Here is a 12753-nt window from a genome sequence, read left to right as displayed (position 1 = left end):
GGCACCGAAAAGGAAGCTGCTTATGAAGTCATTCAAGGCAATTGCCGCCGCAGGGATCCTGGTCACGATTGCTGTTGGATTGTTCCTTTTCTGGCGGCATGAAGAGCGGTATCCGTCAACAAAAGACGCCTATATCGGCGCGAATATCATCTATGTGGCCGCACAGGTGACCGGGCAGGTTTCAGACGTTGCGGTGGTCGAAAACCAGCCGGTCAATGCAGGCGATTTGCTGTTCTCGATTGATCCGACACAGTTCCAAGCCTCGGTCGATCAGGCCAAAGCTAATCTGGACAGTGCCATTCAGCAGGCTGACTCCTTTTCGAACCAGATCACCGCTGCACAGGCCGCTGTCGAAAGCGCCAACTCGTTCTTCGATACCGCGCAGAGCAATCTTGAACGTGCCCGGGCCTTGTTTTCGGACGGAGACCTCGCGCAGGCCTCGCTTGACCAAACCACATCCGAATTCGCGCAGGCCTCGGCCCGTTTGACCACCACCCGGTCCGAGCTTTCAGCGTTGCAAAGTGGCCTCGCGGCCCGGCAGGACAATGTGTTGTCCTCGCAGGCTGCGTTGGAAATCGCGCAGGCCGATCTTGTCTGGACCAAGGTCTATGCAGCGGCCGATGGCTGGATCGCAAATCTGACGCTGCGGCCAGGGTCGTCTGTCTCGGCCAATGCGCCGCAATTTTCCATTGTCGAGTCGTCTGACTGGTGGGTCGATGCAAATTTCAAGGAAACATCACTGCCACGCATCCGACCCGGTCAGCCGGTCACAGTGCAGGTGGATATGCTTCCAGACACGACCCTGACCGGCAAGGTTGCGTCGATCGGTCGAGGCTCGGGCGATACGTTTTCGTTGTTGCCGTCCGAAAACTCCAGCGGCAACTGGGTCAAGGTCACTCGACGTTTCCCGGTGCGGATTGAGCTTGATCCAACTGATGCTCCGCTGCGTGTAGGAGGCAGCAGCAAAGTTACGGTGGATACTACCGGAACCAGCCAATGACTGATGCCGGCCATATCAATCGCGTGATTGTCGTGGCCGTCGTGCTCAGTGCAATTCTCGAAGTTCTGGACAGTACCATCGTCAATGTTGCGTTGCCGCATATTCAGGCGGCTTTTGGGGCCACAACCGATCAGGCGACATGGATCTTAACCAGCTATATCGTCTCAGCCGTTGTGGTCATGCCGCTGACCGGGTTTGTCGCGCGTCGGGTCGGGCGGCGCAGGCTGATCCTGACTGCGGTCACGGGTTTTGCCACAATGTCTGTCATGTGCGGCCTGTCATGGAGTCTTCAGACTATCGTCGCGTTCCGCCTGGCGCAGGGCATGTTCGGCGCGTTCCTGATCCCGTTGTCGCAGTCCATCCTGTTTGACGCCTTTCCACGTGAAAAACGGGGGCAGGCCATGGCGGTCTTTGGCTTGGGCGTGGTGGTCGCACCGGTGTTGGGCCCAACTGTAGGTGCAGTCCTGACGGAGTATTTTTCGTGGCGAATGGTGTTTTTCGTCAATCTTCCGGTCGCTGCCATGGCCCTGCTGCTTTTGGCGGGCGAGTTGCCGGACGACAAAACCGAAGAGGTGCGCATCGACTGGAAAGGCCTGGCGCTGCTGGCAGTTGGCATTGGATGCCTTCAATTCATTCTTGACCAAGGTGAGACCAAGGACTGGCTGTCATCGAGGATGATACAGCTGGCGCTGATCGCTTCGGTTCTTGGGGCGCTGGGGTTCATAGTCCATTCTCTGACATCCCGGCATTCTGTCGTTGATTTGAGCCTTTTTGCGGATCGCAACTTTGCCCTGTGCAACCTGGTGATAGCGGGGTTCGCGATCTCATTGTTTGGCGGGATCGCCATACTGCCAACCTTTGTGCAAAGCCTGCTCGATTACCCCGTGATCGAATCCGGTCATTTGTTCATACCGCGCGGGATCGCCGCAGGTGCATCGATGGTGCTGACCGGGGCCGTACTGGTCACCCGGTTTGATCCACGAGTTTTAGCCGGGTTGGGGATGCTGTTGACAGCAGTGGGGAATTTCATGTTGGGCACGCTCAACCTCGACGCCGGTTTCTGGCAACTGGCTTGGCCGGGCTTTGTCAGTGGTCTGGGGATGGGGCTGGTGTTTGTGCCGATGTCTATTCTGGCATTCGAGAGCATCAGTAAATCAAGGCAGGATGAGGCCTCGGGCCTATTCAACGTCACCAGGCAGCTTGGCTCTTCGGTAGGTATTTCATTGGTGGGGACTTGGGTCGTGCGAGGCCTGCAAACCAATACGGCAGTGCTCAGCCAGAATGTGACACCCTACAATCCTGCTGCACAGGCTTATCTTGCGCCGCTGGGGCTGACACCCGATAGCGCCCAGGGTGCCTCCATTCTGGGGCAAGAAATTTCTCGACAGGCCGAGATGATCTCGTACCTTACTGTATTCAACAATCTTGGACTGCTGGCGTTGGCCACGATCCCACTGTTGTTCTTCTGCCGCGCGCCCAGGCCCGATCAAAGGGCTGCAGCACCCGTTCACTAGCGCGTCAGAACAAGGCCCAGCCATAGCGCGAACCAGCACAAGACGAGGCTGAGAACGATGTTACCGGCGGCAAATACGATCGTCCGTTCACGGTGCAATTGGAGCGATTGATAGGCGAAGCTTGAGAATGTGGTAAAGCCGCCGCAAAACCCGAATACAAGGCGTTTTTCCTCTTCGCCCATTTCCGCAGAGCCACCCAGATAACCAATCCATAGACCCAGCAGAAGGCTGCCCAGAACATTCACGATCAGGGTCGAGTACGGCAGATCATGCGTCACCCGAAGCGCCAGCCAATGCCGCAGTACAGCCCCCAATCCTCCGCCCAATGCGAACATGGCATGCAGATACAAGGTCGTCATTCCGATGTTTCCCGGGAATGATGCCGCCGACCCAGCGCTTCCCCAAGAACCGCCGCCGTAAGACCAAATGCGATCTCCGCGCTTACGGCGATAACCACAAACCAATTCCCGGTTTCTGCCAGTCTTTCCAGCTCGGCGACGAATGAGGAAAACGTCGATAGCCCACCGCAAAATCCAACGGCCCCTAGATGCAGGACGTGGGCGTGGACACGATTTCGAATGGCATAGAGCCAACCTAGAACGAAACAGGCCGCAACATTGATGCCGAAAGTCGCGGTTAGGAACGGAGCGCCGGGGATCTCCAGCGAAAATAGCTCGCGCAGCAACGACCCTGCAGCACCCCCCACAAAGACGGCTGTATACATCAGGGCGCGATGCCCGAATACAGGCGCTGTTTTCGACACTGCGGTTGATCCTGCTCTGACCAGCGTTTCATTTTGCATACAGACTGCTTTTGCTTGGTTCAACCGGCCTCGCTAACCCAACCGTTATCTTTGTTTGATTAGCAAGGGCTTGCGCAAACAGGTCAATTTGTTCCACGTTCTGGATGAAGAGCAGGGTCATGGACCCAATGTCCATTCAAAGTCACGCTGTCACAGCGCTACTCAGGGAGATAGGAAATGATTGTTCGCAGGCTTTACTATTTCCTCAGCTATGTCTGCTTGCCTTTGACTTTGCTTTGGGGTTTTTTCTGGCCACCCGCCCACTGGTTGCTGATCATACTGATCCCCTATGCGGTTGTCGGTCTCTACGATATGCTGACAACCAAGCATAATGTGCTGAACAACTACCCGGTACTGGGTCACTTCCGATATATGTTGGAGTTTGTCAGCCCTGAAATCCGGCAGTATTTCGTTGAAACCAATGAAAGCGGGCGGCCCTATAATCGGATCATCCGCAGTCTGGTCTATTCCCGCGCCAAGGGGCAGGTGGATACTCAGGCGTTTGGCACTCAGTACGATATCATGACGGTAGGTTATCACCGCGCTGATCACTCGCTATCCCCCAAGCACGTCGAAGAGAGCGAAGAACGGGTGATACTGGGCGGCCCTCAGTGCGACAAACCCTACAATGCGTCGCGTCTGAACGTATCAGCAATGAGTTTCGGTGCACTCAGCGCCAACGCAATCCGTGCTTTGAATGGCGGTGCAAAAGATGGGGGTTTTGCGCATAACACGGGCGAAGGCGGACTGTCCCCCCACCATCTGGCAGAAGGTGGAGACATCATCTGGCAAATCGGAACAGGATATTTTGGATGCCGCACGCCTGAAGGTGGGTTCGATAAGGACCTGTTTGCCGAAAAGGCCAAGAAAGATGTCGTCAAAGCGATCGAGATCAAACTATCGCAAGGGGCGAAGCCGTCTCATGGCGGGGTCCTACCGGCAGCAAAGGTGGATGAAGAAATCGCCGAGATTCGTGGGGTTCCAGTACATCAGGATGTGATTTCCCCACCTATTCATTCGGCCTTTGATGGACCGACTGGATTGATGCATTTCGTTCAGCATCTGCGAGAGATGTCAGGTGGCAAGCCCGTGGGCTTCAAACTGTGCATCGGTCGTCGATCCGAGTTTATGGCGATTTGCAAAGCGATGCTGGAAACCGAAATCCTGCCCGATTTCATCACGGTGGACGGCGCAGAAGGGGGCACCGGCGCTGCGCCGGTCGAGTTCACCAACCGCTTGGGAATGCCGCTTAACGAGGCGCTGATCTTTGTAAACAACTGCCTGCGCGGTATTGGAGTCCGTGACAAGGTGCGGGTGATCTGTTCGGGCAAAGTGGCAACCGGATTCGACATGGTCGAAAAGTTCGCTCTGGGTGCGGATATGTGCAACGCGGCGCGGGCGATGATGTTTGCGGTGGGGTGCATTCAGGCGCTTCATTGCAACACCAACAGGTGCCCCTCCGGGGTGGCGACGCAAGATCCGATCCGTGGGCGTGCAGTGAATGTGCCGCAGAAACGACAGCGCGTGCATCGGTTTCATGATGCGACGCTTGAAAGCTTCCGCGAGATATTGGGGGCTATGGGTAAAGCAAAAGTTTCCGACCTGCGCCCCGCTGACATCCGCCGCCGCAATGCGGATGAGCGAGAGCGGTCTTATGCCGAGCTTTACAGCTTTCTGGAAGAAGGCTCTCTGTTGGGCAAGAAAGTCCCCGAAGAATTCGCCGCTGACTGGCAAGTCGCCTCGGCCAGCCAATTCTAGCGAGCGCTAGCTAGGTCTTGATCGCGGGTTATTGAGCGTATGCGTATGAATCTTACGGATGCTCCATTCCACGGCATCCCGCATTGTCTTGCCCAAGGCGATATCAAAGGCCTCAACCAGTTCGGGTGTTTTATCGCTGGTCGCCAGCACTGCTTCCTGGAATGAGCTTGAAGCGATGATCTTGTCCTCATACTCATCGATGATTTTGATGTTGATGCGCACTTCCACACGAACCGTTTTGGTGTCTTCGGTTTCGCTAATGACAATGCCCTGAAATTCGCGCAGATCAGGCGCAATCACATAGTCCGCTCTCAGGCCTACGGTCGAACGTCCTACAGCCGCGACCTTGCCCGAATTCTCGTAGCTTTCGACCATCAGCGCCTGCACAATCAACGGCGCGCGATCCACCCAGCGGGCCCGCGGCAGATACTGAACCTGCAGCAAGGTGGGCTGCACGGCGATCTGATCAGTGTTCACGGCAGCCGTCGCTGTGGGTTCTTCGACAACGATCTGTTTTTGGATACGCGGCAGCGATGACGAGAACGTGCTTTTGGGGGTCAGCAAATACAAATCATTAGGCTTGGAAGCCTGCCGCAGCGTGCCCAAGCCCGTGCAGCCCGTCAATGTGGCCAAAACCAGAGTCAATATTAAGGGCCGTATCATTGACGAAACTCCGATGCTTGGGTGCCTAACAAAAAGCGGGCAGGGTCGCGTTCGACCTTGTCGACCAATCTATCCAGACTGATGACCAGACGCTGTGATTCCTCGATGAACCGGATGAACTGAGGCAACCCAACGCGCAAGAAATCTGAAACCTGACGGCGGTTGTCCTGAACGATCCCGTCTATGGTTCCCAAAAGATCCGACGCCGATTGGGAGGCGCTGAGAACATCGTCGGAAATCTTGTCAATCTTTTCGGTGATGTTCGAGACAGTTTCCGCAACCTGATTGGCCGCCTTACTCACATCTTCAGCGACAGGTGAGATATCCTCGTCCATCACGCGGTTTGCCGAGTCAAACGCCCTCTCTGCTGAATCGAGCGCCCCTTTGGCTGAATCCATAGTCGATGTAACCGATTCAAGGGTGGTGTTTGCATTCAGAACAGTCTCGCTGATTACCTCAAGCGTAACGCTGCCTTCATCTGACAGGCGAGTCAGCCTTTCGGCCAGGATTGACCCGCGTTCGATAAAAGGCCGGATATCTTCCTGAATCACGCTTTCAGCACTGGCAATGGCGTTATTTGCAGTCTCTAGCGTTGTTTTGGCGGATTCTGAGGTCTCTTTGATGCTCTTCAGCGTGTCCGTTCCTGTGCTCAACGTCGTCTCGGCCGTGTTCGCCAACGTATCCAGTCTCTTGGTAAATTCTCCAACGTCTTTGGCCGCACCGCCCAAATCGGACGAGAGCGACTGGAAATCCGTCAGAGTTTTATCCAGCTTGCCCGACGCTTCTGCCAGATTGTTCAGGATATCCGACACCGCCTTTCGGTTTTTGTCATCAACAACCGAATTGAGGTTCTCCAACAGGGTGACCGCCTTTTCCAGAACCTCTGGCGCACCCTCAAGCAAGGATTGAATCGAACTGCGCTTGCTTGGGATGACACTGTTCTGGGCTAGCCTTTCTGCGGTTGGAGACCCTCCGGAAAGCTCAACATAAGCAACCCCTGTCACACCCAGAGATTGCAACTGTGCGATGGTTTCTTTGGTAACAGGGATGTCGGCATCAACCTCAAGCCGCACTCGCACCTTTGACGGGTCATCTTTGTCCAAGTCCAGGGAAACCACCTGACCCACAGGCAAGCCGTTGTAATTTACGCCACCTGCAGCCGACAGGCCCGAGACATTGTCGAACAACACATCATAATAGGCGTATTGCCGGGTCACTTCGAATTTGGCGAGCCACAGAAAGAACCCGAAGGCACCAAGGATGCCCGCCAGGGTGAACGCACCGATCAGGATGTAATTCGCTCGGGTCTCCATCGCCTCTACCTGTCCTGCCCCTTCTGTTGTGCCGCACGGGCGCGGGGGCCTGTGAAATATTCCTGAACCCAAGGATGGTCGACCTTGGTCATCTCTTCTATCGGACCTTCAACCAGCACGCGTTTTTCCGCAAGTACCGCGACGCGATCACATATGGCATAAAGGCTGTCCAGATCATGCGTTACCATGAACACGGTCAGCCCCAACGTGTGCTGAAGTTCCCCGATCAGTTCATCATATGCGGCGGCCCCGATCGGGTCCAACCCGGCAGTTGGTTCGTCCAGAAAAACGATTTCAGGGTCCAGCGACAGGGCGCGGGCCAACGCGGCGCGTTTACGCATTCCGCCGGACAGTTCCGAAGGGAACTTGCTACAACTTAGTTGAGGCAAGCCAACAAGACTGATCTTCAGACCACCCAGTGCGGCCATCAATTTTTCACTGATACCCGTGTGCTCGCGCAGAGGCGCCATCACGTTCTGCAATACAGTCAGTGAGGAAAACAGCGCACCGTCCTGGAATGCCACACCCCAGCTTCTTTCGATCCGCTGACGTTCTTCTTCGGGGCCATTAAGAACATCGACGCCAAGAACCTCAATACTTCCCGACTTGGGCTTGTTCAGCCCGACGATCGTACGCAAAAGCACGGACTTCCCAGTGCCCGATCCACCGACAACACCCAGCACTTCACCGCGCCAGACATCGAGGTTGAGGTTGTCGTGGACCACTTGCTCGCCGAATTGGTTGGTTAAATTGCGCACACGAATAACGGCTTCGCGTTTCGTGTCGGATTGGGGCTTGTCCTGAAGCGCGGCTCCATCCATGTCAGATCCCCAACTCTGAGAAGAAGATCGAAAACAGGGCGTCGATGGCGATGACCATAAAGATCGATTGCACGACCGAGGCTGTCGTCCGCTGACCAACGCTTTCGGATGAACCTTTGACCTGCATAGCCTGCCAGCAGGCAATGACACCGATCACCAGTGCAAAGAACGGTGCCTTGATCATCCCGACGGCAAGCTGTGCGACGCCGGTATTTTCCTTCAACCGGGTCAGGAACATGCCGGGGCTGACACCGAGGTCGATCCAACTCATCAACGCTCCGCCGATCAGGCCAGCCATATCGGCAACAAAGCCAAGAATGGGCAACATGATCAACAGCGCCAGAACACGGGGAATGACCAGAACTTCAATCGGATCCAACCCCAGGGTGCGCATCGCATCAATCTCTTCCTGCACCTTCATCGAGCCAATCGAAGCCGTAAAAGCCGAACCGGAGCGACCAGCGACGATGATCGCTGTCAGCAGGATACCAAGCTCACGCAGGATCGAGATGGAGATCAATTCGACAACAAAGATCTCAGCCCCGAACTGTTTCAACTGCGTCGCGCCCTGAAAGGCCAGAACGACGCCGATCAGGAAACCCATCAAGGACACAATCGGCAACGCCTTGAAGCCGACTTGCTCCATCTGTGACACCAAGGCAGCACGACGCAGTCGCCATGGCATGATCAGAGTCCGGACCAATCGATGCAGAGTAAGGCCAAGAAAGCCGATGATTGATAATGTGTCCTGCCAGGCGCCAAAAGCTTTTTGCCCAATCCGGGCAACCCAATTCACAAAGCCATGCGGCGGCAGTTCTTCTCCTGTAACCTCGGATATGTTGTGCGATACTGTTTCGATCAATGACGAATGCGCAGGGGCCAACCCTTCGAGCTGGACCTGAGCGCCTTCGCTTCCCATCCGCTGCACCAAATTGGCGACTAGCCAGGCCCCTCCGGTATCCAGCGATTCCACCTGCGACATGTCCACAATGACATCTTGGCCGTTGGGCTTTTGGGCAGCAAAACCCGCTTCGACACGATCCAACGATTGAGTGCGCAGATCTCCGGCAAGGCGGATACAAACGCCGGTTGCGCTGGTCTCGGAAATAATCGTCGGCCGTGTCATAGCGGTATGTGATGGCAAACACCGGGTCGCTGCAATGGATTTGTTCGAACCCCTCAGGATTTTGCACCCGCGCATTGCGGTAGAGCGACAGTGAAGCCCATGGTTCCGGTTCTGGAGCAGGCAGAGCGGGCGAGCCATGCGTTTCGCGTGTTTGCATTGTGGCGCAGGCTCAGTCGGGGTGTTCTGAATGAGGGCGGACAAGCAGAACTATTAATATTCAGATAATTATAGACAAATGTCCTTTGTAAGGTATCGTGAGGCCGAAGTTTTCCTGTTGCGGTTGTGTGTTCGAACAGGCGGCTTGGTCGGGCAGCAAGTGGGCCAATTGGGCGCTTCTTCACCTTGTCTCCGGCTTTTGCCTCAAATGCCTGTCAGGCGCGGATTGAGAGGTGATTGATGGTCGATTGGCTGGTGCATATTCTTCAAAATTACCCTGAACTGGCGGTGTTTCTGTCCATCGGTATCGGCTTTCTCGTTGGTCCCTGGAAACTGATGGGATTCAGTCTGGGCACGGTCACGGCAACGTTGTTGGCGGCGGTGGTGATCGGTCAGGCCCAGATTGAAATCGACTCGGCGGTCAAATCGACTTTCTTCATCTTGTTCATCTTTGCTGTGGGCTACGGTGTCGGACCTCAGTTCATCCGCGGCCTGAAAGCAGACGGCGCGCGCGAGGTGTTCTTTGCTCTCAGCGTGCTCGCACTTTGCCTTGTAATCCCGATCATCGCAGCTAAGGTCGCTGGTCTGGAACTTGGCTATGCCGCGGGGCTTTATGCCGGATCGCAGACGATTTCAGCGGCGATTGGGGTTGCCACTGACCAGATCGGTCAGCTGGGCCTGTCGGCGGAACAGGCCAAGACCTATGCCAACCAGATTCCGATCGCCTACGCGGTGACCTACATTTACGGCACAATCGGATCGGCCATCATTCTGGCCAAGATCGGCCCGCGCCTGATCGGCGTCGATCTGGTCGCGGCCTGCAAGGAATATGAAGCTAAGCTGGGTGGCACGACGTCGGTTGAAACCGGTGATGGCATCGTCTCGGCATATCGCGCGATCGAGGCGCGGGCCTTTGAGATCCCAGAAGGTAGCGATCTGCTGGGGCAACCGGTCAAAGATCTGATGCCCGGTATCCGCATCTATGCCGAACGCCTGAGACGTGACGGGAAGATCATAGAGGTAGATGATAACACCGTATTGCAGGCCGGAGATGTTGTGATGTTCTCAGGCCGCCGCGCTGATCTGGTGGGTTTGCTTGAGACCAATCTTACAGAAGCTGACGTGCCTGATCTGCTGAGCATACCGTCGGAAAAACTGGATGTGCTGATCACCAGCAAAGAGGTTCATAACAAGACGCTTGAAGAGCTAAGCAAACTGTCGATTGCGCGGGGCATTTATGTCTCGAAACTGATGCGAAACATGCAGGATTTGCCGCTGCTACCCGGGACCGTCGTGCATCGTGGTGACATCGTCACAATTCAGGGCAGCAAGCGGCATGTCGAGGCCGCCGTTGCCCAGATTGGCTATGCCGATCGCCCGGTAGACACTACAGATCTGGCCTTTGTAGGCTGGGGGATATTCATCGGTGGCATCATTGGAACACTGTCAGTCATGATGGGTGGTTTCCCGATCAGCCTTTCCACCACCGGAGGCGCGCTGCTGGCTGGGCTGGTGCTGGGCTGGCTGCGTACGGTGCACCCGACCTTTGGGCGCATCCCGGGTCCGGCGCTTTGGTTGATGAACACTCTGGGTCTGAACGTGTTTATCGCGGTGATAGGGATCACCGCAGGGCCGGGATTTGTCGCGGGACTGCAACAGGCCGGTATTGCGCTGCTGCTATGGGGAATCGTCGCGACTTCGCTACCAATGATCTTTGCAGTTTACGTCGGGCATTACGTGTTCAAATTCCACCCGGCCATTCTGTTTGGTGCCTGCGCAGGTGCGCGCACCACGACAGCGGCGTTGGGTATGATCCAGGAAGCCGCGCAAAGTCGCATCCCGGCGCTTGGCTACGGAATGCCGTATGCGATTGGAAATACATTATTGACCATCTTCGGGATGGTCGTTGTTTTGATCCTAAGCTGATTTGGAGAGGTTCACGTTATGGATAGAGTAACGCTGCACGATTACGAAGCACTCAGCCCGTTTCAGATCAAGGATGAGCTGATCAAACTGGCCTCGGCCGAGGCGCGTAAGGCCAATAGCGCTTTCCTGAATGCGGGGCGTGGCAATCCTAACTGGGTTGCCACCCGTCCGCGTGAAGCGTTCTTTGCCCTTGGTCAATTTGCCATAACTGAATCCAAACGTGTGATGGATCACCCCGCTGGTTTAGGCGGAATGCCGGCGCAAAAAGGTTGCCATGGGCGGCTGCAAAGCTGGGCGTCTGATAATTCCGAAACGCCGGGCGTCGATACGCTGCTTGAGCTCGTGGCGCATGCCATATCCGCATTTGATTTCGATGCGGACGAGTTTGTGCATGAACTGACGGATTCGATCATCGGTGATAACTATCCGGTGCCTGACCGCATCCTGAAACACAATGCCACCATTGCCCATGAATACCTGATGTGGTCCATGTGTCGGGGCCACCGGCCTGACGCTCAGTTCGATCTGTTCGCAGTCGAAGGCGGCACGGCGGCGATGTGCTACATCTTCAAGACGCTCAAAGCCAACCGATTGCTGAACCCGGGTGACACGATAGCTCTGTGCACTCCGATCTTCACGCCTTACTTGGAAATGCCTGAGTTGGAGGATTACAGCCTTGAATCCGTGCATGTGGAAACCGATGAAGAGGATGGTTTTCAACTGACCGACCAAGCAGTGGAAAAGTTGAAAGATCCCAATGTAAAAGCGTTCTTCCTAGTCAATCCCGGCAATCCGTCTTCGGTCGCGCTCAGTACCGCGTCACTTCGCAAACTAGCGGATTTGGTGGAGAATCACCGGCCTGATCTGATCGTGCTAACGGATGATGTTTACGGCACCTTTGTGCACGATTTTACCTCGGTCATGGGCCATCTGCCGCGCAACACAATCGGTGTGTATTCCTACTCGAAGTATTTTGGCTGCACCGGCTGGCGTCTCGGCGTGATTGCCGTGGCGCAAGACAACATCTTCGATCTCAAGCTGGCGGATCATCCGGATGAGATCAAACAGGCCCTGGACAGGCGCTATGGCACGCTTAGCCTGACACCACGTGACATTCGCTTTATCGACCGGCTTGTGGCCGATAGCCGCGATGTGGCCCTGAACCACACAGCAGGCCTGTCGCTGCCGCAGCAGGTGATGATGACGCTGTTTTCACTCAGTGAATTGGTCGACAGCAAGAAAATCTATCAGACCGCCTGCATGGAGCTGGTTCATCGCCGTTTCAAACTGCTGACCGAAGCGATGGGCGTCGAGGTGCAGGCAGGTGAGCATTACGACGCCTATTACGGCATCATCGATTTCGAATATTGGTTGCGAAAATATGTCGGTGAAGATGTCGTGGCTTGGATCAAGCAGAATGTTCACCCATTGGATATTGCGTTCAAATTGGCGGAAGACTATGGGATCGTTCTGCTGAACGGCAGCGGATTTGATGCTCCGGGCTGGTCGGCTCGCGTGTCCTTTGCGAACCTGCCGGACGAGGCGTATTCGCAGATCGGGACAGCCGTTCGATCAGTGGCACGCGGCTATGTTCAAGCCTACCGTGCCGCGAACAATTTGCCGCTGCACGGATAGGTAAATCTCCCTACACCTGCGCCTGAACTGGTGATACCC

The 12753-nt window shown here is 55.6% G+C and carries 11 protein-coding genes; 5 read left to right on the top strand and 6 right to left on the bottom strand.

Annotation, left to right across the window (positions count from 1 at the left end; all coding sequences use genetic code 11):
* The first annotated feature begins 22 nt into the window (after window positions 1–22).
* Both ACR0DE_RS01005 and ACR0DE_RS01000 read left to right on the top strand, forming a co-directional pair.
* A complete protein-coding gene (locus ACR0DE_RS01005) occupies window positions 23–1000 on the top strand; it encodes an HlyD family secretion protein (protein WP_480751186.1) in 978 nt (325 codons plus the stop codon).
* A complete protein-coding gene (locus ACR0DE_RS01000) occupies window positions 997–2514 on the top strand; it encodes a DHA2 family efflux MFS transporter permease subunit (protein WP_480751184.1) in 1518 nt (505 codons plus the stop codon). Before ACR0DE_RS01005 ends, ACR0DE_RS01000 begins: the two co-directional genes overlap by 4 nt.
* Here ACR0DE_RS01000 and crcB read toward each other — a convergent pair.
* On the bottom strand, window positions 2511–2873 hold the full coding sequence (gene crcB / locus ACR0DE_RS00995) for a fluoride efflux transporter CrcB (RefSeq protein WP_170394509.1): 363 nt from the start codon (window positions 2871–2873) through the stop codon (window positions 2511–2513). The two genes, ACR0DE_RS01000 and crcB, sit on opposite strands and share 4 nt — an antisense overlap.
* Window positions 2870–3277, bottom strand: a complete 408-nt coding sequence (locus ACR0DE_RS00990; RefSeq protein ID WP_255612218.1) for a fluoride efflux transporter FluC — start codon at window positions 3275–3277, stop codon at window positions 2870–2872. Before ACR0DE_RS00990 ends, crcB begins: the two co-directional genes overlap by 4 nt.
* Before the next feature lie 216 nt (window positions 3278–3493).
* Between ACR0DE_RS00990 and ACR0DE_RS00985 the strand changes: the two genes are divergently transcribed.
* Window positions 3494–5074, top strand: coding sequence for an FMN-binding glutamate synthase family protein (locus ACR0DE_RS00985; RefSeq protein ID WP_480751179.1), 1581 nt, complete (start codon window positions 3494–3496; stop codon window positions 5072–5074).
* A gap of 6 nt (window positions 5075–5080) precedes the next feature.
* Here ACR0DE_RS00985 and ACR0DE_RS00980 read toward each other — a convergent pair whose 3' ends face one another.
* Genes ACR0DE_RS00980 through ACR0DE_RS00965 form a run of 4 tightly spaced genes read right to left on the bottom strand, consistent with a single transcriptional unit; the run spans window position 5081 to window position 8997 of the window.
* Entirely contained in the window at window positions 5081–5737 is a 657-nt protein-coding gene (locus ACR0DE_RS00980; RefSeq protein ID WP_480751176.1) for an ABC-type transport auxiliary lipoprotein family protein, read from the bottom strand.
* Window positions 5734–7050: an MlaD family protein gene (locus ACR0DE_RS00975; RefSeq protein ID WP_170394518.1), complete on the bottom strand. Its 1317-nt coding sequence runs from the start codon at window positions 7048–7050 to the stop codon at window positions 5734–5736. Before ACR0DE_RS00975 ends, ACR0DE_RS00980 begins: the two co-directional genes overlap by 4 nt.
* Before the next feature lie 5 nt (window positions 7051–7055).
* Window positions 7056–7871: an ABC transporter ATP-binding protein gene (locus ACR0DE_RS00970; RefSeq protein WP_170394521.1), complete on the bottom strand. Its 816-nt coding sequence runs from the start codon at window positions 7869–7871 to the stop codon at window positions 7056–7058.
* Between the two features lies 1 nt (window position 7872).
* Entirely contained in the window at window positions 7873–8997 is a 1125-nt protein-coding gene (locus tag ACR0DE_RS00965) for an ABC transporter permease (RefSeq protein ID WP_480751173.1), read from the bottom strand.
* A 396-nt stretch (window positions 8998–9393) separates the two neighbouring features.
* Between ACR0DE_RS00965 and aspT the strand changes: the two genes are divergently transcribed.
* Both aspT and ACR0DE_RS00955 read left to right on the top strand, forming a co-directional pair.
* A complete protein-coding gene (aspT, locus tag ACR0DE_RS00960) occupies window positions 9394–11079 on the top strand; it encodes an aspartate-alanine antiporter (protein ID WP_480751171.1) in 1686 nt (561 codons plus the stop codon).
* An 18-nt stretch (window positions 11080–11097) separates the two neighbouring features.
* Window positions 11098–12714, top strand: coding sequence for a bifunctional aspartate transaminase/aspartate 4-decarboxylase (locus ACR0DE_RS00955; protein ID WP_480751169.1), 1617 nt, complete (start codon window positions 11098–11100; stop codon window positions 12712–12714).
* Window positions 12715–12753: the final 39 nt, after the last annotated feature.

The sequence above is a fragment of the Ruegeria sp. C10 genome (assembly GCF_056537805.1).
Note: the sequence above shows the minus strand (reverse complement) of the source record. Positions and strands in the feature narration are given on the sequence as shown.

Excerpts from the sequence above, each read along its gene's own strand:
- ACR0DE_RS00975 (WP_170394518.1), bottom strand. The coding sequence starts at position 7,050 with ATGGAGACCCGAGCGAATTACATCCTGATCGGTGCGTTCACCCTGGCG.
- crcB (WP_170394509.1), bottom strand. The coding sequence starts at position 2,873 with ATGACGACCTTGTATCTGCATGCCATGTTCGCATTGGGCGGAGGATTG.
- ACR0DE_RS00980 (WP_480751176.1), bottom strand. The coding sequence starts at position 5,737 with ATGATACGGCCCTTAATATTGACTCTGGTTTTGGCCACATTGACGGGC.
- ACR0DE_RS01000 (WP_480751184.1), top strand. The coding sequence starts at position 997 with ATGACTGATGCCGGCCATATCAATCGCGTGATTGTCGTGGCCGTCGTG.
- aspT (WP_480751171.1), top strand. The coding sequence starts at position 9,394 with ATGGTCGATTGGCTGGTGCATATTCTTCAAAATTACCCTGAACTGGCG.
- ACR0DE_RS00965 (WP_480751173.1), bottom strand. The coding sequence starts at position 8,997 with ATGACACGGCCGACGATTATTTCCGAGACCAGCGCAACCGGCGTTTGT.
- ACR0DE_RS00985 (WP_480751179.1), top strand. The coding sequence starts at position 3,494 with ATGATTGTTCGCAGGCTTTACTATTTCCTCAGCTATGTCTGCTTGCCT.
- ACR0DE_RS00955 (WP_480751169.1), top strand. The coding sequence starts at position 11,098 with ATGGATAGAGTAACGCTGCACGATTACGAAGCACTCAGCCCGTTTCAG.
- ACR0DE_RS01005 (WP_480751186.1), top strand. The coding sequence starts at position 23 with ATGAAGTCATTCAAGGCAATTGCCGCCGCAGGGATCCTGGTCACGATT.
- ACR0DE_RS00970 (WP_170394521.1), bottom strand. The coding sequence starts at position 7,871 with ATGGATGGAGCCGCGCTTCAGGACAAGCCCCAATCCGACACGAAACGC.